Source organism: Metallosphaera javensis (ex Hofmann et al. 2022), from assembly GCF_022064045.1.
In the GTDB taxonomy this organism is placed as follows: domain Archaea; phylum Thermoproteota; class Thermoprotei_A; order Sulfolobales; family Sulfolobaceae; genus Metallosphaera; species Metallosphaera javensis.
In genome coordinates this window covers 1-20,728 of record NZ_JAKNCW010000009.1, presented here as the reverse complement: position 1 = coordinate 20,728, position 20,728 = coordinate 1, and the positions used below count along the sequence as shown (strand labels likewise).

The 20,728-nt window shown below is 54.3% G+C and carries 24 protein-coding genes; 5 read left to right on the top strand and 19 right to left on the bottom strand.

Annotated features, from left to right (window positions below):
• Positions 1–45 precede the first annotated feature (45 nt).
• The gene (locus tag L3N51_RS07330) at positions 46–1,554 is read right to left on the bottom strand and encodes an ankyrin repeat domain-containing protein (protein WP_238026399.1); all 1,509 of its coding nucleotides are present in this window, start codon (positions 1,552–1,554) and stop codon (positions 46–48) included.
• A gap of 148 nt (positions 1,555–1,702) precedes the next feature.
• Between L3N51_RS07330 and L3N51_RS07325 the strand changes: the two genes are divergently transcribed.
• Positions 1,703–1,903: a hypothetical protein gene (locus L3N51_RS07325; protein ID WP_238026398.1), complete on the top strand. Its 201-nt coding sequence runs from the start codon at positions 1,703–1,705 to the stop codon at positions 1,901–1,903.
• 187 nt (positions 1,904–2,090) lie between these two features.
• Here the strand turns inward: L3N51_RS07325 and L3N51_RS07320 are convergent, their stop codons facing one another.
• Positions 2,091–2,540, bottom strand: a complete 450-nt coding sequence (locus tag L3N51_RS07320) for a tetratricopeptide repeat protein (RefSeq protein WP_238026397.1) — start codon at positions 2,538–2,540, stop codon at positions 2,091–2,093.
• A gap of 338 nt (positions 2,541–2,878) precedes the next feature.
• Between L3N51_RS07320 and L3N51_RS07315 the strand changes: the two genes are divergently transcribed.
• The 3 genes from L3N51_RS07315 to L3N51_RS07305 all read left to right on the top strand — a co-directional run bounded on the left by L3N51_RS07315 (position 2,879) and on the right by L3N51_RS07305 (position 5,628).
• On the top strand, positions 2,879–4,102 hold the full coding sequence (locus L3N51_RS07315; RefSeq protein ID WP_238026396.1) for a YeeE/YedE thiosulfate transporter family protein: 1,224 nt from the start codon (positions 2,879–2,881) through the stop codon (positions 4,100–4,102).
• Complete coding sequence (locus tag L3N51_RS07310; RefSeq protein ID WP_238026395.1) at positions 4,099–4,368, top strand: hypothetical protein; 270 nt, start codon at positions 4,099–4,101, stop codon at positions 4,366–4,368. Before L3N51_RS07315 ends, L3N51_RS07310 begins: the two co-directional genes overlap by 4 nt.
• A gap of 483 nt (positions 4,369–4,851) precedes the next feature.
• Positions 4,852–5,628 carry a hypothetical protein gene (locus tag L3N51_RS07305; RefSeq protein ID WP_238026394.1) on the top strand — a complete coding sequence of 259 codons (777 nt, stop codon included), beginning with the start codon at positions 4,852–4,854 and terminating at the stop codon, positions 5,626–5,628.
• A gap of 395 nt (positions 5,629–6,023) precedes the next feature.
• On the opposite strand, the gene csaX is transcribed toward L3N51_RS07305, so the two are convergent.
• The 14 genes from csaX to L3N51_RS07235 all read right to left on the bottom strand — a co-directional run bounded on the left by csaX (position 6,024) and on the right by L3N51_RS07235 (position 15,015).
• On the bottom strand, positions 6,024–7,076 hold the full coding sequence (gene csaX / locus L3N51_RS07300) for a type I-A CRISPR-associated protein CsaX (protein WP_238026393.1): 1,053 nt from the start codon (positions 7,074–7,076) through the stop codon (positions 6,024–6,026).
• A complete protein-coding gene (locus tag L3N51_RS07295; protein WP_238026391.1) occupies positions 7,066–7,824 on the bottom strand; it encodes a CRISPR-associated endonuclease Cas3'' in 759 nt (252 codons plus the stop codon). The genes csaX and L3N51_RS07295 overlap by 11 nt, the downstream gene beginning before the upstream one ends.
• On the bottom strand, positions 7,821–9,305 hold the full coding sequence (gene cas3 / locus L3N51_RS07290; RefSeq protein ID WP_238026390.1) for a CRISPR-associated helicase Cas3': 1,485 nt from the start codon (positions 9,303–9,305) through the stop codon (positions 7,821–7,823). The genes L3N51_RS07295 and cas3 overlap by 4 nt, the downstream gene beginning before the upstream one ends.
• Positions 9,283–10,008: a type I-A CRISPR-associated protein Cas5a gene (gene cas5a / locus L3N51_RS07285; protein WP_238026458.1), complete on the bottom strand. Its 726-nt coding sequence runs from the start codon at positions 10,006–10,008 to the stop codon at positions 9,283–9,285. The genes cas3 and cas5a overlap by 23 nt, the downstream gene beginning before the upstream one ends.
• Positions 10,009–10,010: 2 nt before the next feature.
• Positions 10,011–10,982 (bottom strand): type I-A CRISPR-associated protein Cas7/Csa2, encoded by a 972-nt coding sequence (gene cas7a / locus L3N51_RS07280; RefSeq protein ID WP_238026389.1) that lies wholly within the window; start codon positions 10,980–10,982, stop codon positions 10,011–10,013.
• Entirely contained in the window at positions 10,979–11,290 is a 312-nt protein-coding gene (gene csa5, locus L3N51_RS07275) for a type I-A CRISPR-associated protein Csa5 (protein ID WP_238026457.1), read from the bottom strand. Before csa5 ends, cas7a begins: the two co-directional genes overlap by 4 nt.
• On the bottom strand, positions 11,256–11,519 hold the full coding sequence (locus tag L3N51_RS07270; protein ID WP_238026388.1) for a hypothetical protein: 264 nt from the start codon (positions 11,517–11,519) through the stop codon (positions 11,256–11,258). Before L3N51_RS07270 ends, csa5 begins: the two co-directional genes overlap by 35 nt.
• Positions 11,509–11,649 (bottom strand): hypothetical protein, encoded by a 141-nt coding sequence (locus L3N51_RS07265; protein WP_238026387.1) that lies wholly within the window; start codon positions 11,647–11,649, stop codon positions 11,509–11,511. Before L3N51_RS07265 ends, L3N51_RS07270 begins: the two co-directional genes overlap by 11 nt.
• Positions 11,637–12,455 (bottom strand): RAMP superfamily CRISPR-associated protein, encoded by an 819-nt coding sequence (locus tag L3N51_RS07260; protein WP_238026386.1) that lies wholly within the window; start codon positions 12,453–12,455, stop codon positions 11,637–11,639. The genes L3N51_RS07265 and L3N51_RS07260 overlap by 13 nt, the downstream gene beginning before the upstream one ends.
• On the bottom strand, positions 12,430–13,257 hold the full coding sequence (csx7, locus tag L3N51_RS07255; RefSeq protein ID WP_238026385.1) for a type III CRISPR-associated RAMP protein Csx7: 828 nt from the start codon (positions 13,255–13,257) through the stop codon (positions 12,430–12,432). Before csx7 (L3N51_RS07255) ends, L3N51_RS07260 begins: the two co-directional genes overlap by 26 nt.
• Complete coding sequence (gene csx7 / locus L3N51_RS07250; protein ID WP_238026384.1) at positions 13,257–13,994, bottom strand: type III CRISPR-associated RAMP protein Csx7; 738 nt, start codon at positions 13,992–13,994, stop codon at positions 13,257–13,259. The genes csx7 (L3N51_RS07255) and csx7 (L3N51_RS07250) overlap by 1 nt, the downstream gene beginning before the upstream one ends.
• 13 nt (positions 13,995–14,007) lie before the next feature.
• Positions 14,008–14,421, bottom strand: coding sequence for a hypothetical protein (locus L3N51_RS07245; protein ID WP_238026383.1), 414 nt, complete (start codon positions 14,419–14,421; stop codon positions 14,008–14,010).
• A gap of 68 nt (positions 14,422–14,489) precedes the next feature.
• Complete coding sequence (gene cas6, locus L3N51_RS07240) at positions 14,490–14,855, bottom strand: CRISPR system precrRNA processing endoribonuclease RAMP protein Cas6 (RefSeq protein WP_320056942.1); 366 nt, start codon at positions 14,853–14,855, stop codon at positions 14,490–14,492.
• 1 nt (position 14,856) lies between these two features.
• Positions 14,857–15,015 carry a hypothetical protein gene (locus tag L3N51_RS07235; RefSeq protein WP_238026381.1) on the bottom strand — a complete coding sequence of 53 codons (159 nt, stop codon included), beginning with the start codon at positions 15,013–15,015 and terminating at the stop codon, positions 14,857–14,859.
• Between the two features lie 129 nt (positions 15,016–15,144).
• On the opposite strand from L3N51_RS07235, the gene L3N51_RS07230 reads away from it, so the two are divergent.
• The gene (locus L3N51_RS07230) at positions 15,145–16,788 is read left to right on the top strand and encodes a TM1812 family CRISPR-associated protein (protein ID WP_238026380.1); all 1,644 of its coding nucleotides are present in this window, start codon (positions 15,145–15,147) and stop codon (positions 16,786–16,788) included.
• A gap of 345 nt (positions 16,789–17,133) precedes the next feature.
• Here the strand turns inward: L3N51_RS07230 and L3N51_RS07225 are convergent, their stop codons facing one another.
• From L3N51_RS07225 to L3N51_RS07215, 3 genes are all read right to left on the bottom strand, one after another.
• The gene (locus tag L3N51_RS07225; RefSeq protein WP_238026379.1) at positions 17,134–17,916 is read right to left on the bottom strand and encodes a BtpA/SgcQ family protein; all 783 of its coding nucleotides are present in this window, start codon (positions 17,914–17,916) and stop codon (positions 17,134–17,136) included.
• On the bottom strand, positions 17,916–19,298 hold the full coding sequence (locus L3N51_RS07220; protein ID WP_238026378.1) for a purine-cytosine permease family protein: 1,383 nt from the start codon (positions 19,296–19,298) through the stop codon (positions 17,916–17,918). Before L3N51_RS07220 ends, L3N51_RS07225 begins: the two co-directional genes overlap by 1 nt.
• A gap of 752 nt (positions 19,299–20,050) precedes the next feature.
• Positions 20,051–20,728: DUF3782 domain-containing protein (locus tag L3N51_RS07215; protein ID WP_238026377.1), on the bottom strand; the 678-nt coding region annotated here is incomplete at its 5' end.

The window sequence follows — 20,728 nt, the reverse complement described above, 5'->3', positions numbered from 1 at the left end:
GTTCATTAACCAGTACCACCAGTCTCCAAACAGTCCAGGCATAATCTAGATCACGATCTTCTCGCAGTTTGACACAACGGCCACCTCCCTCACATCCATTCCCATGGCGTCCCTCCACTCAAGGTCGGCCCCCGCCCCAATGAGGTACCTCGCCACATCCTCACGGCACTTCTCAACGGCCCAGAACAGGGGAGTCCTTCCGTTGGCCTCCAACCCGTTCACGTCAGCCCCTCTCCTCACGAGCTCCTCCACCAGGTTGAGGCATCCCTCCCCTGAGGCCACGTGAAGGGGAGAGACTCCATCCCTGTCCTTAGCCCTGACATCCGCTCCACCCGAGATGATGAGCTGGGCAATCTCCGGCATATCCCTGCATAACCTGAGGGCGTAGTGCAGTGGAGTCCTCCCCTGAGAGTCCCCCACGTTGGGATCCGTTCCGTGGTCCAGCAGGAGGGAAACGATCCTGATCAGATCATCAGGGCAGATGCGTGGGGGTGACGGCATTCCCTCACTGCTGGGATCCTTCCCGTGGTCCCTAAGCTCAGGTAACGCAGATAGGCCCCACCTTCTCAAAAACCAGGTAAAACCAGTCAGGACCTTGGGGGTGAAGCTGTCCAGGATCTGGTCCTTCCACGACCCGTCTTTGGACTTCACACGGCACAGCACTGCCAGGTGCAGGGGTGTGAGCCCCTGGTCGTCCCGGGCATTGGGATCAGCCCCCAGCCTCAGCAGATACCTGATCATTTCCTCGTCTCCCTCATCCACAGCCATGTGGAGGGGGGTTCTCCCTTTCCCGTCCCTCTCGTTCACGGTCCACCATAGCCTCCCTATCACCTCCCTGCACATCTCCTCACGGGGATCCCTTGCCCCGAACTGGCTCAGGTCCTGGGATTGGGAGAGGGGAATGCACTTTTTCACCATTGCGTGAATTGGCGCAAGCCCGCTCGGGTCCCTTATCCTGGGATCCGCTCCCCACTTGAGGAGGATCGGGATAGCCCTGGGGCATTCCCTGACCGCCACGTGAAGGGGTTTCTCCTTCCCGGCGTTGGGGTTGGCACCCCTCTCCAGCAACTTTCTCACGAGATCAAGGTTGCACATGGAGACGGCCACCTGCAGGGGGCCAGGCTCGGACATGTTCAGGTTCCCTCCCCAGTCCAGGATCAGGTCAAGGAGGGAGGGACAATCGCAGATCGCCGTGACCACCGGGTTCTCTCCCCTCACCGGAATGGCACCCCTGATCAGGAGGAGAAGGACGAGAGATCGGTCGCAGGCGGAGACTGCGAAGTTGAGGGGAGATAGCCCCATGTCAAGAACGTTGGGATCAGCCCCAAGGGTTATGAGGACCCTCATCATCCTGGCCCTTATCTCCATGACCAGTTTCCTCTGCATTTCCCTGTCCTTCACAAGCCCAGAAATTCCCGCGGGGACGTGATCGTGAACGTGAACTATGTACCTCATGGCCTCGTCCAGTCTCTCCCTGGGCTGAAATGGTGCAATCTCCATGAACTCCAGGAGATTGCACGCGTAAATCGGTTCAAGGAGAGGATTTGTTACCATCCCTTGATTGTTTCGAAGTAATAGTGGAAAAAGATATCTGGAATTTTGGATGCGAGTTCGCCTCCCAGGGGGTGCGTGAGGAGGGTGAAGGGGGTAGCCGTGGAGGGAGTGACCAGTTCGTTGAAAATACATCATGGGATTCCGGCGTATGATGGGGCCTCGTCTGGATATGCAGGACAGGGATGGGAGCAAGGACATGGACCTCCAGGGAGATTACAGGGAGGAGAACGGCACGCATTCAATTGGCGAGATTAATCCCGTTGCCTGGATCCCATTCAAGGCTCATGTGAGAACGTACTGGGTACCGGTGTGGCAGGAGGTCAAGGATTGTATTTTGTGGAGTATTTGAATGAATTGCGTCAGGATAAGGCTTAGCTGAGCCATGGCGTCTGGATGGATGAGCCTAATTTTCAGAAAATCCACACATTACTAGTAATTGATTAATCCTCTAATGTGGGCACCTCTCAAAGTCGGGGAAAACTTACACAGAGTCATTGGGCTCAGTTCAAGAAAAAAGAGAGAATGTGACCGTCCCCCTACCAGTAACTCCTGTCAAAGGACATGACCACGGTGTACTCCTCGGCAGCCTCCTCATACCTTCCAAGGTAGTAGAGGCAGTCAGCCTTCCTCCTGTGCGCATCCACGTCATTCTGGTCAAGGCTGATGACCTTGTCAAACTCCTCCAAAGCGTACTCATACCACTTGAACTCCTCCATGAGGATCACCCCCTTGTTGTAGTGGGCGTTAATGTAACCGGGATTTATGCTGATCGCCACGTCGAACTCTTCAATGGCCTCAAGGTACTTTCCGGTGTAGAAGAGGGCATTTCCCAGTTTATAGTGAAAGAGGTGGTTGTCGCGGTACAGGCTTATGGCCTTCCTAAATTTCCTGACAGCATCGGCGTAACGCTTCTTCTCCATGAGCTTAAGGGCCAGGGAGTAGTACTCTTCAGCCAGCTGGATGGCCGAATAAGAAGTTCTGGCCACACGGGGGATCGGGAGTTTGCCTATTTAAACTTCTGGAGACCGTTCCGCGATCCAGGTGGTACAGCCTTAACTATTTCTCAGTTTTATCCCCTCCCGATTAAATAGTGTTCAGTGGTCATTGTACCCAACCCTTCTCCCTCCTCCCCCCCGTTATCCTTAACACAGCTCCTCCTCACCCTGTTCCCCACACCAGCTTTTCACTTATCAAATCATCCCTCCCCTCATCTTTTTGCCATTATTTCTTAGAACTCTAATAAACCTGGTTAATGACTTTATTGCATAAAAACTATATCAAGATACTTTACCTTCAAATGCGATAATACATTTTGGTGTTCGAGTTGATAACCTTTACAGCACCCATGTGGGTTGGAATACTCATAGGGTTCGTGATAGGAGCAGCTGCCGAGGCCTGGGGCATAGCCAATCCTGAGACGTTAATAAGGCTAGCAAAGTGGGAGGACAGGCTCTTCGTGATCTGCATAGCCCTGGGTCTTGCCATCTCCACCCCCGTGCTCTTCGGGCTATACGCCCTCGGTATCGGTTTTCACTTCAGTCCCAAGCCCCTTTATCTGGTGGGCGTGGGTCTGGGCGGTGTGCTCTTCGGAGCTGGACTGGCCATAGCCGGTTACTTCCCTGGCTCAATCTGGATGGCCCTCGGTGAGGGCAGGAGGGACGCAATCTACGCCCTGCTGGGAGCCCTCCTTGGAGCTGCTTCATGGACTGCCCTGTTTCAGACCAGCGCAGGTCAGTGGCTGGTGAAGACGCTGAACTTCGGAAGCCTGGTGATAGGAGGGAAACATGTATCCGCGTTCGTGATTCAGCCCTTCTCCGGACTTACCCCCGTGGACCTCTTCGGCATATCCCTTGTTTACGCCGTTGGCCTTTTCCTGGTGGCATATTACCTTCCCAGGTATAAGGGAGGAACAAGGAGTTGCATAAGGGAGAACATTGAGAGGAGAAACACTCCCTTGGAGATACAGAAGCACCTGGACACTGCAATCTACCTGACGGACGGAGGTCTTCCCTACTCCCAGACATCCCTGGCGAAGAAGGTGAACGAGTACTACGCAACGGAGAGTAACGTGACCAGGTGGTTCATGGTGTCAATAGCGGGCATAGTTGGGCTCACCGTGGTCCTGGAGATGTTCCTCCACCAGATCTTCGGCGAGTCCACAACGTACTCCTGGATAGTGGGCCAGCTCTTCATGCCCTCCTTCACCTACAGCCAGATAGTGTTCAAGGGAATAGGATGGGAGCCCTTCAGCGACATTGGGACCCTGATGGGAGCGTTCTTCAGTGCAGTGTTCATAACCAGGAGGTTCACCTCCTTCAGGAACATAATACCTCCCAGCTGGGTTAACAGGTTCGGGAGTAACCAGGCACTGCGATTCGTGGGATCCTTCATGGGTGGTTACCTGATGCTGTTCGGTGCAAGGATGGCGGGCGGATGCGCAAGCGGACACATACTGAGCGGGGACATGCAGATGGCCCTGAGCGGTCTTGAGTTCACGGCCGCGGTGTTCGCTGCAATGATCATAACTGCGAAGGTGATGTACAAATGACCGAGCAGAGGGAAAGGAACCTGGAGAGGATGGACAGGGCGTTCAAGGTCCTGTTCATCGTGGGGTTCATACTGGAGCTGGTGGTCGCGGCCCTGGTGACGGGAAACACGGCAACGAAGCCCCTGACAGCTCAGCAGGTAGCAGCGGTGGGAATAATACCCGTGATCCTGCTGGTGAGTGCCACCGTGGTCTATGAGCAGTTCCCCTACTCCGTGCTGGGTAAGCCCAAGGAGGAGAAGCAGAGAGAGGTAAAGGCCAAGTCCTGAATGAAGATGAAGGCAACGTTTTTTCCTTGATCTAGTTTTTTGAGAATCTGGGAAGATACCTTCATGTTTTCCCGTGATGTAGGCATTGTTGGGAAGGATTATGCAAGGCCTTAACCATGCAAGTCCGTGGGCACCAAGAGTGTGGATGAAACTTTACACTTGAAGAGGGTGTAATCAGGTCTCCTTTGGCCCGTTTAGTGGTTCCTGATCTCGTCAAGAGATCCTCCCTGGTGCAGAGATCGCCTGGTCCCGTAATCCCTGTATTTCCCTCCCTCAGTAACTAGACGGATTAGTTCAATGAAGGCATAGATATTACCTCATCGCTCACTGGCCTTGGGATCCTGTGCAATGAACATCCCACGGTGATACCGTGATAGTGCAGGATTCTTGTCAGCAGGGTTCCGGGTCCACTTAAACCCGTGTCACGGGTTGCCGGCACGGGCGCAAAGTAATCTTTTTAAGTTCATGTAACTTTCTAGATCAATGGAATTTGTATATGGAATTGGTGAAGAGGCCATTCCCTATCCCAGAACGAGAATGCAGATAGCAAACAGCAAACCCATAACCTTCGCCTCCAGCGTGGTGAGATCCCTGGGGGAAGCCCTGAGAGTGTCTCCGGTCCCCGTTACTGTGGGAGTGGCGAGAGACGAGCTGGTTCGCAATGTTCACGCTCTGGGGGATCGAGGATACCTGCACGGGGAAGTCTACTACAGTCCCGCCCTGATCAAGAGTAGAATGCCAGACCTGGATAACCTGCTTGCGTACAACCTGAACAGGAATAATGGTAAGAAATATGATGATGCACTGAGGGAGGGCTTTATCTTCGAGACCATGCCACGTCCCATTAGAGCAGATGCGAAGGCCGAGTACCTCTTCTACAGGAGTGAGTCTAAAGACTTTCTGCACTATGAGCTGGAGGATCCCATCCTGAACATTGAATTTCCTCCTAAATTAGGGAAGGAAGATATAGAGCTTTACGTATCCGGGAGGGGAAGGGCCACCGATCGTCGCCAGCTGGCCATCTCCATTCAAGCTCCTTCGCGGATGTCCTCTAACTATCTCAAGGTGATTATTGATGGGGTTATGGATGGCCTCTTCGGAAACAGGCCAGGGGCGAGACGGAACATTGTTGACCCTCCCGACAGCCTGGACAGGTTGGTTGCCATCAGAATGTTTCCCGGGGAAGGCAGTACGAGAGTGGAAGTGAATCCAGTGAAGAGGGTCATCTACCCCCACGTGGAGATAGGTCAGTCATCCTGACGAGTCTGAAGGTGATGCATCCCTGCTATTTGCACGTCGGGCCAGGCTTCTAGGGAGTATTGTTCTCCGCTCATCAGTGGGCTTATCTGAAAGAGAGAAGGATTTGATGCTCAACCACGATAACTTGATAACGGGTCTGTACTACGCACTGCTCCAGGTTCTACCATGAGACAGAATTACCTGGGTAACGGACCTGAATCTCAGAGACCACCGGTTGCATAAGTTTTTACTCACGCTCTGGGTGGTGCTCATGTCAAGGAAAAAGACGATGAAACCAGTGTGTCAAGTACCAATCAAAAACCTTCAGGTTTCCGTGGCACGTCAAATTGAAAGAGAGCTGAAGACCTCACATATGCTTCACTGGAGGAAACGTGAAAAAACTCTTAACATAACCACTAACTTACCCCCACTATCTCCATCACCCTGAGCCCTAGTCTCGAGGCCATCTCATACAGTTTCCTCTCCTCATCGGACACCTTGGATTTCCTCATCCTGATGGACAGGAGTTCCCTGTTGGTGAAGTACACTAGCTCCTCCACCCTCCTCGACCCCATGAGAATCTCGTAAAGGAGGTTGGAGATCCTGATGGCGAAATCCCTCCTGCTCGAGTCGTATCTCAGCGCCTCACTGCTTATTCTCTCCACCACGTAGGCCACGTCACTCTTGAATATCTCGCTCCTCAACAACCTTTCAACACTGGTGGTGAAACCTCCCACAACCGAAGCGGGAGACGATCCCCCTGCGTCCGATACCGCGTAAATATTCATGCCTGAAGTTATTTCCGCCCTCCTGCTCACCATCTGATATGCCAGCCACAGGAGAAATGCCGTGCTAGGATAGAATCCCGGTATGAAGGGAGAGCTCTTCACCAGTGAGGGAAGCGGAGAGAACAGGTGATCCACGTCCACTGGAAACAGGTGAATTCCTATCCTGTCGTTGTTGCCCACCTTGGCCTCTCCCAGTCTGCTGATCACCCAGCCCGCGGTTGCAACCATCAGGTAGATTGGATCCACCTTCAACTCCACCTTAGTGGATCCCCTGTACCCGGGGTACTTACCATACTCGTACATTTCCGGCTTGACGAAGGACGGAGCGCTGATCTTCGAGCATTGCGGAGTCACTTTCATGTTGGGAGTAACCTTATTGAGGATCTCAGAGATTGTGGACTGCGTTGGAATATTGAGACAGGTAAGGGCCTGTTCAAAGGGTTTCTTGTCATTACCGCTCAGGGGAAGTACTCTCAACACTCCCTTAATCTTCTTTGTCTTCTCAATCCTCTTCCTCCTCTCCTCCTCCCTCTGCCGTGCCAGGGAAGAAGCCGTCTGTATCACGTTGAGAAACTCCTGATCGGGAATCTCAACCCTCCCGTCGCTCCACCTTCCCCCGGCCAGGGAAGCCACTGTGATTACGTAATAGTCTCCAAACACGTCGTACGTGTTAACCAGCATGGTACATCTCCTCCAGTGCCCTGATGAACCTCCTCTTCCTTGCAGAGTCCTCATCCTTTTCCCTTTGGGCAGAGCTGTCCAGATTGTCCCCAACTATGACCGGCAGGAGAAGAAGGATGTATCCCTTATTGAACCTGAGGCCAGCCATTTTACTCAGCCACTCCTTCATCTCCATGAGATGGCCCAGACTGTAGTCCTGGGGAGGAGTGACCTCCACTGCCCAGGAAACTCTTCTGGCCAGCCAATCCAGCTCCTGTATCCACCCGTATCTCTTCAGGTGGAGAATCCCTTGCCTGTCTCTTATTTCGTGTTCTGCCCAGTTCAGGTCCTCCACGCTCCTTATCGCGTTCAGGTGATTCATGGTGGTCAGCACGGACCAGAACCTGAGAAGTTCATTCTTCCAGTTCAACCTGAACAGATAGAGCGAACTGCCCACCTCGTGATACTTGAAGCTGGCACTTCTCCTGGGAGTGCAATCGTCGTTGAAGTTTTCCTGATAAAACTCCCCGGCCTTGCCCAGGTCATGAAAACCAACCAGGAACATGGTCAGGTCCATCCACTGCCCTGCTGAGATGCCGGTGATGAACCTGTAATCCTCTGGATACCTGCCCTCCAGTCTCCTGGATATGAAGTCCATTCTCCTCTTCATAACCCTGAAATAGCTCTCCCTGAAAACCCTCATCATCTGTTCCACCGAACCGAGGGAGTGATCCCTCAGGGTTTGTCCGGAAAAGGCGCACGGTTTCATATGATCGCCCCCGTCTCCCTGTCGTAATCAACGGAAACTCCGTCAATCCCGTTCAGCATGAAATCTATGGAAAGGCAATACCTTCCCCTCCTCTTCCATTCCACGGGACTCCCGTCCCTAAGGGGTGTGGCCCCCTTCTGCAAAAGGTGCTCTGCCTCCTCCTCAGTGAGAGGAACACCGCACGCCGGTGACCTGCATCCCCGGGGGAAGCCCATGATCAGGGAGGTTTCCCTGGTGATGGAGCACTCCGTCTTCAGCAGTTCCGCTGTGGTCCTGGAGGAGAAGAAAGCCCCCTCATCCAGGAGATCCAGGGAGGTGAGGAGAGTGCTATCCAGTGGATACTCCGCGTCGTAGTTCAACAGAAGGGAAGAGTCGAGCTTCCTCTCCTTTTCAACAATTTCTACACCCTTCTCCACCTCCTCCCTGTCGTAAACCTTTCCTGAAAAGGGCAGGATATGGATCTCTCCCTCTCCCCCGTACCTCGCCACCCTTCCAGCCCTCTGAACCATGCTGGGGATCGGGGCAGCCTCGGTGTACAGCACGTCGAAAGATACGTCCACTCCTGCCTCAATCACCTGGGTTGAGATCACCAGCTTTGCGTCCCTGAGACCCTCAACCCTCCTCCTCCTGTCCTCGGCGTTGAGCTTGGAGTGAATGAGCACCGGGGAAAGGGAGTGCTTCCTGGCCTCCAGGTAGGTCTCTATGGCCTTCCTCCTGGTGTTAAGCACCACGAGCGTCCTCCTCTCCCTGTCAATCCTCTGAAAATCCAGCGTATCCACGAAATCAACCGTCAGTTTCCTGTTCACTGAAAAGTTGTCAGATACCTCCTCCACCGTCACGTCCGTTACCTGATTCCTGATTAGCGTCTTCAGGGACTGGGGCAGGGTCGCACTCATGATCACGAATGGCACTCCCATCCTGCTCAGTGCCCTCAGCGAAGCTATGGTGGAGGTTAGACCTTTACCGCTCTCCTCCGGGAACAGGTGGAACTCGTCGAAAACGACCACAGAGGAGTATATGGCTCCCCTGGGAACCTCGTAATGGGTGCCCATCCCCTTCAAACCCCTGGAAATCTCCGATACAGGTAGTTTGAACATGTTCAATACGAAGGAGTCCAGGGTGGTCACGTTCACCTTCCTCAGGAAGTAGGGGGTATCGTGAAAGTCCATGTCGTAGGCCCCCACAACCCTCCCTGGATAGTTCAGCCTCTCGACGAAGTTGACCAGTTTAGCGTTGAGGTCCTGCACCACGCTTCTCAGGGGGAGCACGTGTATAACCCTTTCGAAGTAATCGTTACCCCTCAGGCTGGCCAAACCCAGGGCGTAGGTGAGGGAGGTCTTGCCGTAACCTGTCGGGGCGGTGAGTATAACCGAGTTTCCCTGCTCTATCATCTCCAGGGTTCTCTCAATCCCCTTCCTGGGCTCGTGGCCCAGAACGTGACACACCTCGTAGTAGTAATCAACCAACGACGACGTACTCATCACCAACCCTGTAGGCTTCCTGCGCCTCTACTCCCACCTCAACGCTTCTCAGCGGAACCTGTTTCAGGGGAATGGCATATCTCACCAGTTTCCCCTCCTTCCCCCAGCTCATACCTCCCTCCCAGAAGTCGGCGTAAACCAGGTCCCCCAGGGAGTGGGGTACAGAGGCCCTGAAGTAGTAACTTGTCCTCACCTTTCCCCTCACGGGTAAGGCCCTTCCCACCTCCACGTCCTCCACGCTAACCAGGCCCTCCTTTGAGCCCAGCCTGATAATGGACCAGCTCAACCTCCTCAGCTCATCCTCAGGGATCTCAGTTACGTAGACCAGGGTTAGCAGACCTCCCGGAGTGTAAACCCTCCCAGTGGGGACAACATTGAACATGTACCTCCTGTCGGCCTTCCTCTCTGGTTTCTGGAAATAACTTACCGTGTTTCTCACAATGTCCTCTATGTAGGTTCCCTCTCCCTCAAATCTCGCCGAGGCAACCCTAACCTTATCCATTATGGAGATCGCCGGGGAGCTCCTCAGATCGTCTCCCGAGTCCACTCCCCTGAACCTGCCGTAACTGAGGGCTCCCACCAGGGTGGTGGGAGGAGGGAGGAGAGTGCCCCTCTTCTCCTTTGAGGCTGTGGGGTAGGAGATGGAGAAGCCCCAGTGCAGTCTCACCTTCACCCTGGAGTAGGTAAGCTCGGAGGGAGGCATCCTCATCCCTTCACTTCGCTGATGAGGGCCTCGATAACATCCTCAGGGCTCCCCTTCACCTCTGCCTTACCCGCGTCAAGTCCCTCCCTGTTGATTGCGTAGACCCTCACCTTGTTTCCCTTGAGCACTGACCTGGCCTTCTCCGCCCTCTCCTGGCTGAGCCTTATGTAACTGTCGGAGTGACCGGGTTCCACCATGAAGGGGAAGTCAGTCACCGAGAACACGGCGGACTTCAGTTCAAGCTGTGGAAGGAACCTTGACCTCTTTGCCCCGAAGTTTCCCGTGAGGAGGTGATACAGCGCCCTCACCGAGGCCTCCACCCTTGCCTTTCTTGATCCCAGCAACTCTTTCTCCCTCTCCGCCACACCTGGGTTCGAGGGAACCCCCACGAACTCATCGTCCAGAACGAAGCTCACCGTGTAGAGGGCGGAGCCCACCTCCACGTTGTATATGGCCTGTTCCTCCTTGGAGCCCACAACCGAGTACCTGACGTGAAACTGGGCCTCCAGCTGGGCGGGGATGTCGTCACCCTTCAGGGCAGGAATCATGTAACCCACCATGAACCTGGAGCTCCTCCTCACGGGGTTCTTGCCCGCATACATGAACCCTCCCACGTCAGCCACAACGTCCTTCAGCATAACGTCCACCTCGAATCTCCTGGCATCCTTTTCGTCATTGGGAGGGGTTATTTTCTCCTCATTCAGTACGTTATCTATCCCGAACTTGATGAGCTCACCCTGCCTGGTCCTGTTGCTCACTGGAAGGTTCATCTTCCCGGCAATGTCCACCAGCGCCATCTGATACGCGTGGGCCAGTGACTCTCCCGATATGACGGGGACATACCTAATCACGTACTCCCCGTTGGATTTCCTCGTGACTATTGGGGCTGTCCTGTGCCTGCTCAGGTTCCCCACTGACTCAACTCCGTTCAGGGACTCCACGTTCACCAGAAACCTGACGCTTCCCGAGATCATGCCTTAACCTCCTCCTTCCTCGGTGATAATGCGCTGTTCACCATGGCCATGGCTATTGCCCCCACCTTCCTTGCAGTGTATATGTCCTTCTCCACATCCTCGATGAACTGGTTAACGTCCTCACTTGTGGAAAGCTGTCCGTAGAGCTCGAAGGTCTTCGTGTTGTCACCCTCCTTAACCGTCACGATCACCCTGGAGTTCTCCCCTGTCTGAACCCTAATCTCGCCCCTGTTGATCCCTGTGTTCACTATCCTCTCGCAGTCCCCTATCACCTTAACCGCTGCCTCCTTGGAAAGCGCGTTTGAGATCCTGTCTATCAGGGTTGGAGTTTCCGCGTACAGTGAAGCAGTGGCCAGAAGTCTTCACCTTGCCATTAAGGGTCCCTTTACGGTCATCCCGGGACACCTCTAACCCGTCCACAATCCTGGCCAGCTCCCTGAGCAACTTCACCAGTTCCTCAACAGCCTCGCTGGCCCTCCCTTCATCAACCTCGTAAACGTCAGTCTTGCCCTCCGTAAGGAAGAGCTTACCCCTCATCGTCATCACCCTCCTTCACGTCACTCTCCTCATATTCAACCCTGACCGGATTCTCTCCTCCCAGTGCAATCCTCGGATCGCACTCCTCCAGGGGCATCAGTGACTTGGAGAAGCATATCATCCTTCCCATATGTCCCTCACCCTGTACTCCCTCACGAAGTTATTTATCTGAGCGCACTGGTCCTGTTCCTTCATGTTTGCCGTGAACTTAACCCTTCCGAACTCGGACCTCTGAAACTTGAACCTTCCAAGCAGGATGGTCCTGGAATTCACCTTCCCTGCATCACATCTGATCCCGAGGCCGTAAAGGATGGCCCCAATCTCATTTCTAGTGACGTTCACCAGGAAGAATCCAGAGAACCTGGAGCCCTTGAGGGCAAGTTCGTAGTCCTGATTTTCCACCCTGGCCACTCCCAGGCGACCCGATACCATCACCATGTCGCTGAAGGAGACCCTGCTCCCCAGTCCCGGACTGCCCATGAGGTCGCACACGGGGCACACCCTGTTCCCGTTCACTGCCATCCCCCTGGCGTAGTTGTCGCTCCTCCTGTTGGGATCAGGTTTGAAGATGCTCACGTATTTCTGGGACTTGCTCACGCCGGGTCTATCCACTATGTAGCAGGAGTTGGGCACAGACATCTCCAGCCTTGTCCTCACGGCTCCCTTTATGGTGCTCCCCGGTATTACCACCCTGTCTCCAACCCTGGGGAAGGCGTTGAACTCCAAGAACAGGTCATCCACGACGGAGTAAACCCTGGTATCGCCCATGAGGAATGCCTCAATGATCTGGCCGGGGTTCTCAACCTCCTTCCTGGGCATCACCACCCTCCCCTGACCCACGTGGAGGTAATCCGAGACCACCTCCAGGTTTATCTCCACCCTGGTGGGGATGCCCTCATCCCTGGGAGTCCTAACTAGGGTATGAGATCCTTGCATTGTTGAAGGCCTCCTTAAGCGGGGAGGTTATTTTGAAGAAATCATCCCCGGATAGGTTCTCCAGCTTACTCACGTCGAGGTTAACCTGAACATCATCGTCATCGAGCCTGGGGAGAGCGGGATCTCCCTCCATCACCTTCATGGATAGCCTCTCAAAGGAGAGGAAGCCGAATCCCCTGCTCTTGTTACCTCCAACCTGAACCACGTGGGTGTGGATTCCCTCCATGATCCTCACCAGGTAACCGAGGGCGTAGTTGGGGAGATTATAGGTGTAGAGGGTGAAGGGGAAGTGGGAGCCCACATCCACGTATTCCAGGGTCACCAGCGCTCTCCCCGCCACAGCTCCATCCTTCCTGCTTATGGCTATCATGGCCCTCGTGTTGATCTTGAAATCGGTGGAGATCGAGTCCAGGAACCTGACCTGGGCCAGAACGGACATGGTGCCGAAGATCTTGCAGTTGATGCATGTGTGGTTCCATATTGTCCCCTTAGCCTCCTCCACGTCTCTCCTCAACTGGTCCATGAAGGTCCTATCAAGCCTCTGATTCTTTAGGCAGTTGTCGTTGGTCAGGCCTGAGCATACCCTGAGTCCCCTGGCCCTGGCAATCCTCTCCCCTGCTGACCTGAACACGCCCTTCCAGGAGCTACCGGGGATGTAGGGTCTTCCATCCACATCCTTGATCACCTCCTTGAGGGGGCCCCTCTCCCCTGTACCTACGGCCACGGGTGAGTCCGCCCTCAGAACTCCCTCGAACTTCACAACCCTCTTTATCACGTCCTTCCTTATCATGTACATCTCCATCACATCTTCACCTCCGCCCAGTTCACCTTTCTCCAGGAAGAGCCGGGCACAAGGCTCCTGACCTCTATCTCCTTCAGCTTCACCAGGCCCGCTCCCGTGCTCTTCCTTGCCCCCAGGAACATCCCGTCCTGAAGGGACCTGATTAGGAAAACCACTCCCCGTCTAACCTGCTCCCTCCACTCCTCACTCTCTCCCTCAAGGTTAACGTTGAGGATGACTGACCTGAAGTTAAATCTGGCCCCCGGGGAAACGAAGTCAAAGTTGAAGAGATGTCCTGGAAATTGACCCCCGAAGACCCTGCTGATGGTCACACCCGTATAGGACTCAATCCTGTAATTTCCCTCCACGGTGGCGTCCATCACGTTCATCCTGGCCGAGAGGTCCTTGTGACCGAAGATTATGCATGGAATGCAGTACCTCTCCTCCTCCGGAGTCTTCACGCAACTGACCACTTCCTTCTCATCCACAGGGTAAACCTTCATGTACTTCTCCCCCAGGGAGGAGTAGAGGTTGTGAACGTTAGCCTCAAGCCAGGAGCGCAGGGCTCCCTTCAAACTGCTCCCGGGAATGTAGGGCTTTCCCCCTCTGGTGATGATGGGATTGTCCGAGGCGTCCCTGAAGGTTGCGGAGCCCCTTCCGCTACCTATCCTGAGGGGCGTCTCGTTCTCGAGGATGCCCCTTACCTCTGTTACCACCCTGATTCTGTCCAGATCGTAACACGGGGAGGTCTCCGACAATCAGTTCACCCGTTTAACGCCTTCCCTGGAATTGCCTTGGGGGCTGGCCTCCCTGTATCACGTGTTTAACTAGGGAGCTGAAGTCCCTGATGTTGGAGCAAGTCCTCTCGTCCTCAATGCTTTCGTAGGCCCACTTCACGTAGCCAAGGAAGTCAAGGATGATATCAACGGCGTTTGCAGGGCTGGCCCTCTTGATGTCCTCAATTGTCTCCAGAATTTTCCTCCCGGCGCCCTCGCCTATCAGCCCCCTGCCGATTTGCCTCATGATGAGAAGTTCCAGCTTCTCAGGATTCTTGAAGTTCTGCATCATGGTGAGCAGGGTATTGATCTGGGTCTTCTCAGTCCCCTCAAGCGAAAGGCAGGCAATCTCTGCAGCCCTGTCCAGAAGGAACTTATCGTCCACCTTGACCGTTGAAGTAGAAGACATGTTATCACTCATCTATTTCACCCTATTTAACCTTTTGGATGCGTGAAAAATGGCTGACTTACGCACTCTCATCTCACTCTCACCCTGATCCTCCCGAATCCATTTCTCCTGGACGTACCGATTCCAAGGGAAATTGCAGTGGATATCACTCTCCTGATCATGTCCATGTCCCCTCCCGCAATGGAGTACCTCAATTTCCCTGTGAGACCTGTTACCACTTTCCCGGCATACACCACCTGAACGTAATTCATATGGGAGGGTTCAGGCCACAGCCATTCCCTGAGCTTCTCAACCCACGTCTGGACGTCCTCCCTGGATAGCCCTGTGACGTCCATGAGATTCATGAAGAACACCGTACCCGGATCGTTAGTGAACACCTTCCTTTTACTCTTTAATCTTGGGCTGGTTAGAAGAGCGGGGGTCTCAACCGAAATTTCAAACTGTGAGAACTCCTAGGGAGACCTGCTTCACCTGCACATCCCTGATTCTCCAGTGGCAGTTGAACACATTCCTCTCCTCTAGGTTAAGGAGAGCCCTTGTCAGCGCTTCCTCCTTTCCACCGATCTCAAACTGGTACTCCTCTCCTGCCTCCACCTGTATGTACGACGGTGTGGTTGAATACCGGATGAGGTACTCGCCATTTCCTCTGAGGGGAGAGATTGAGATGTTACGCGGGTTACCAAGTCCAGGGAGATATTTAACCTGGGGCGCGCATCTATCTCCATGACCCAGACAGGAGGATGCCTCGCCTTCATTGCAGGGGATGTAACAGGTTATGAGGTCATAACCTACAACTTCCTTCCCACGTCCCAGAAGAAGGTCACCTTCTTCTCTGCCCATGCCCTGGACAGCTTCCTGAACCCCACCCGCGTGATCGCCCTCCTTCCCGACAGCCTCCTGGAGATCTCAGGGGTTAAGGAACCATCACCTGAAATGCTGAGCAGAGCGTACAGGAACCTTCTAACTCTCAGGGCAAGGGAACTCTCCGGCCCGGAACAACCCCTCCTGAAGGAGGTGGAGAAGTTCCTGGAAAAGATGGAGGTCATTCTCGTCCCCAACACTGGATATGGTTCCAGGATAGTGGTCAGGGAGAACGGGGAGAGGGAGAAGGCTAGAAGCGTCTACAACAGCCGGATCAAACCCAACTTCATCTTCAACGTCTTCTTCAGCAACCTCAAGCTCCTGGTGGAGCAGGGCTGTTCACCCCTCTACCTGGACGTGACCCACGGTACCAATGTCCTGACCTCCATAATGCTATCCGTTGGGGCAATGCTCGACGCCCGAATCTTCGCCTCTCCCCTCATGGGAAGGCCAGGAAAGGACGCGGAGGTGAACGTGATTGAGCTTACCTCGGTGGTTGAGGCCATGAAGAGCTCCATCCTGGTGCAGAAGTCCATATCCCTGGTGGATGAGAGGTATCTCTCGGATTTCTCAGGGGACCTCCGGTCTCTTAACGTGACCAGGGCTGAGAGGGAGGAGGAGAGGAAAGTGCTCTCCAGGGTGAAGGGTGCGGATCTGGGCTTTGCCAGGAACTTTCTGGCTGACCTGAGGATGGGACTGACAGTGAGCGCCCTCGTGGAGGACATGAAGGAGGTTGAGGAAAGGCTCAGGGAGATAGAGGAGGATGAGAGGTCCCTCTCCTCCTTCTACAGGGAGTGGTACCGTCATGTCTCCCTGAACGAGTTTGACCCCCTGATACTTTCAAGGTTCTCCTCCATCCTGAGATTGAGGGATCTCGTGAAAGAGCTCGAGACTGAGGAGGGAGGTCATCTGGGCAGTGCGGAGAGGCTGGTTCACCTTTACGCCAGGGTGAAGTACTACGACAAGGCGCTTTCCCTGGCCAGGGAGCTACCCGTTGCCCTCTGCATGAAGGTTAACGGTGGGGGCAAGTTCGACGTTCCTGAGCCTGAGGGATCCAGGGAAGGAGGGGAGAGGATGAGGAACACCTATACCTGTTGCAGGGAGATGCTCAACGATCTCATGTCCAGGGGACCCGAGTCCGTCGTTGTGAGGTACAGGAACTACCTCATGCACGCGGAGTTATCGGAGGATGAAAAGGTTGAGGTTAACGCTGATGGAGCGCTCATCAGGTCCGGAAATAAGATAGGGTTCTCCAACCTTGAGAAGATCTTCAAGGACAACACTTTCAGGAACGCGTTTGAAAGTCTCATGAGGAAGGCGGAGGGGCTGAGGAACTGCACCTCAGGCGAGGGTCCCTCAAGTGAGGAGGGGGTGAAATACGTGGTTATCACGGATGAGGAAACAAGGGAGTTCACCGGCGGAGAGGAACTGCACCGCTACCTGGAACAGCTCAGGTCCAGGAACAAGAGGTACAGGGTAGAGGCCAGGGGTATCCTGAAGATGTGACCCTTCCCCTGGATCCTTCATATTGGGTATCTGAGGAGTCTCTACATGGAATGCACGACGAGCCGAACCGGCCCTGAACTGGCGGAACACGGTTGGGACTGATCGCGTAGGTGTGAAGGTCCCGTGAGCCGGGGGCAATTAGATAGATTGGTATCTGGACTACTCTTGTCCCATCCTGGGGATCCTCTATGGTAAAACGTTGGGAGAAACTTTCATCCAGGGTTGACAGGAACACTTTACCTGACACTTCATGAGTGTCACCTTGAAGTCCTTGTGCTCCCCAGCAACTCAACGCCTGAAATCCCCTTTACGGGCCCTGATCTCTGGTTTCGACCGGGCACACACTCAATCCCCCGCCCTGCACTCCTCCACCAGCCGTCTGTACGCCTCAAACTTGCTGGGACCCCCAACCTCTCCTCTCTCCTTGAAGTCCCTCTCCCCTATGATGAGGCCGTCCGCCTCCCTGCAGAACTCCCTGAAGTTCTCAAGGGAAATTCCGCTTCCCACCATCACGGGGAGGCTCACGGAAGCCTTCACCTTCCTCAGGTCCTCCATGGAGGGCGGGAGCGAACTGCGCCTCCCCGACACGATCACCGCGTCAGCCCCACCCCTCTCTGCCATGTCCTGGGCCACCAGCTCCACAGGCAGGTTGTACAGGGGATATGCGTGCTTGACGTGAACGTCAGCAAATATCTTCACTCCGGAGTTGAGGTACCTCTTCCACCTGAGGAGCTCGGCAGCCCTTCCCTCCACCACTCCCTGATCCGTAACGTAGGCCCCAACGAGAACGTTGCACCTTATGAAGTGGGCCCCCGTAACGTGGGCGATGGAGAACGCGTCCACGCATCCGTTCCTCAGCACGTTGACCCCAACCTGAAGGTTGAAGTTCCTCCTCACCTCCCTCACCACCACGCTCATGGACGCGACCGTGATGGAGGGTATCTGATCCTTGAAGAAGGGGTAATCCCCTAGGTTCTCAACTATGACCCCGTCCACTCCGGCCCTCTCCAGCTTCTCGGCCTCTGACCTTGCATACTCAACCACCTCCTCCAGGGACAACGTGTTCCCGGGAGAGCCCGGTAATGGAGGGAGGTGGATCATACCCACGAGGAAGGGTCTTCCCTTCATCACGTCACCCTCAGGAACAGGAAGTAGAGGAGTGCGCCCACAAGGGAGCCGAAGAGGTCCTGCGGGAAGTAGGCGTAAAGAGGGGTCAGCGCGGGTATGCTGACCACGTTCAGCAGGGTTCCCACCGCTGTAGCCCCAAGGGAGTAGGGATTCACGTTATCCCTCACCTTCCTTGAGGGTGTGTAGAAGTCCCTCACCGTGATCTTCCCGCTCTCCATCTGTGGCCTCAGCCTCAGGTACCAGTCCAGCAGGACTATGAAGGTGTAGGGGAAGATGATGTCCCCAACGAAGTTGAGGAAGGCCGTGGCGTTCTGCAGTATTCCCAGGATGGCCGCAACTGCCCCGGCAATGCCTATCACCACGGTGGAAGTGGGCTGGGATATCTGTTCCACCCTCCTTGAACGGAAGGCAGGCTGTACCGCGGTGATGAAGTCAGCCACGGCAGGGTAGAGGTTCATGGCGTTGGTGTGCAGGATCGCCAGGGCTGCCCCCACCGAGGCAACTCCCGCAACCACGGCCAGGGCGCTGGTGACGGGGAAGGAAACGGCTGGCAGGTTCCAGTTTCCAGCGCTCTTCTGGGAGATGAATCCCAGGATCCCCATGAGGTAGACCGGTACCATGATCCCCAGCGGGGCTGAAAGGAAGTAACTGGCGCTCCTCCTCTCGTAGGGCCTGGCGAACCTGGTTGCGGTTGAGATCTTATACGTCCATGAGAGGAGGGAGAAGGCGAGGACCAGGCCAATGGAGGCTCCCCAGTCCACGCTAGATGAGGTCAGGAGATCGTGCAGGTTCACGGGGTAATACCTGAAGAGGAAATAGGTGAGGACAGCGTAGCAGGCAACCAGGACCACTGCAGTGTACCTGTAGAAGTACTCAAGGATCCTCGCCCCATACATCACCAGGATAACCTGTATCACCCCGAAGACCAGGTACCACAGGACCGGACTGCTGTGCAGGAGTGAGGCCACGATCAGTCCACCGGTGGAGTCGTTTAGGCCGAACCACCCAATGTTGACCACCGTGTAGAGGGCCGAGAACGCATTGGAGGTCAGGTAGCCGTAGGTCTTTCTTGACACCACCAGGGCAGGAACGGGGAACTGCCTCCCCATCTCCGAAAAGAGGCCCGCGGGGATAAGCCCAAGGAGGAGGGAGGCGGTGAACACCAGGACAAGGTTGACGAGGCCGAGGTTCTCCAGAAGGTAACCAATGAGAGGTGTTGTGGCTGAGGCGCTGGCCATAGCCCAGAAGATGAACACCTTGGAGGGGGTCATGTAACGGGAGCTATCGGGTATTGGTCTGACCCCTATGACCTCGAAACCTGTCCCGCTCATGTAAACTTCCTGTGACTCCTTCTTTCCTGACTCCTTTTTCTCCTCTGTCATGTTTAACAGGAAACAATGCGAGAGAGAATATTTAAGAGTTACCAAACTTTCGGTAATATCCATAATAAACTTCTTTTATGAAGATTGAGAAAAGGATCATCTTGATCAAGGTTGATGGTGGGACCGTGATGGAGGCTATTCCGGGAGCGAGATTTCTCCGGTGAGGTTTAGGGATCTTGAAATTCGGATCCGGTCATGTTACACCCCCAGCATCTGTGCCAGATCCTTTGGTGGGTAGTCGGTGGGTAGTCCCACCCGCGTAGAGAACGGAGTGGCGACGGTCCAAGCCCTGATGACATGAAAAATTATCAACAACAATGCATAATGCTCCGAAAATTTTTTATAAGTAAGGTTTTATTTTACCTCAAAATTTCTTCTTCAGATAATACCTTTTTTACGGTAAAACCGCCTAAAAATTTAAGGTTAAGTATAGAGGGTAACTGCAGGAACAAATCGGATCTCGAAAGGGCTGAAAACTTTACAATTTATTTGGTAAAGGGGAGAGGAGTGGTGCGGAGTTACTGATCAATGGCCTCCAGGTTTCTGCGAGATGTCAAATCGAAAGAGGGCCGAAGACGTCACTTAACTGATGCTCCATACACCACAATCAAGTATGTTAAACAGTGGATGAAATGAGGCCTATCCATTTTAAGGAGACTTTAACGCGAAATACACGAAGGCGAGCCAGGTCCCGAAATAAACACTACATTAATCTACATCACGTTCTACATCAGAAAAAGGGAGGAGTCACTTCAGTCCTCATCCTTGCCCTTGATCTTCACCACGTCCTCGTATACCAGCTTTATCCCCAGCTCCTCGGCCCTCTTCACTGCCTCATCCATGACCGAGATGGCCAGGAACATCCTCACCACGTTCTTGAGGTTAAGCACCTTCGTGATAACGTCGCATTTAAGGTTGAACCAATCCACGTCGTTGCTCTTGGCAAAGGATTTAACCTCTATGAGATAGGTCTTTCCGTTCTTGGCCAGTATGTCAATCTCGTACTGGGTGCCCTTGGGACCATAGTTTCCTTCCTCGTCCTTGAAGGTGAACCTGTTGATGTAGCGGTAGTCCAGACCCTCTCTCTGCGCCACCTCCTTCAGGAAGTCAGCTATCACCTTTTCGTAGAGCACTCCCCACCTTGAGCCCATGCTACCCAGAGCCTTGTTAAGGTACTGGTAGTCCTTCCTCAGCTCCGCGATGCTTTTCACCAGGTCCGCAACCGTCTGCTGGAGAACTTCCTGGTTCTTGGTTAGCTGATCCACCCTAGCTCCAAGTGCGTCGAGACGTTGAGATAGCTGAACCATGGTCTGCTGGAGAACTTCCTGGTTCTTGGTTAGCTGATCCACCCTAGCTCCAAGTGCGTCGAGACGTTGAGATAGCTGAACCATGGTCTGCTGGAGAACTTCCTGGTTCTTGGTTAGCTGATC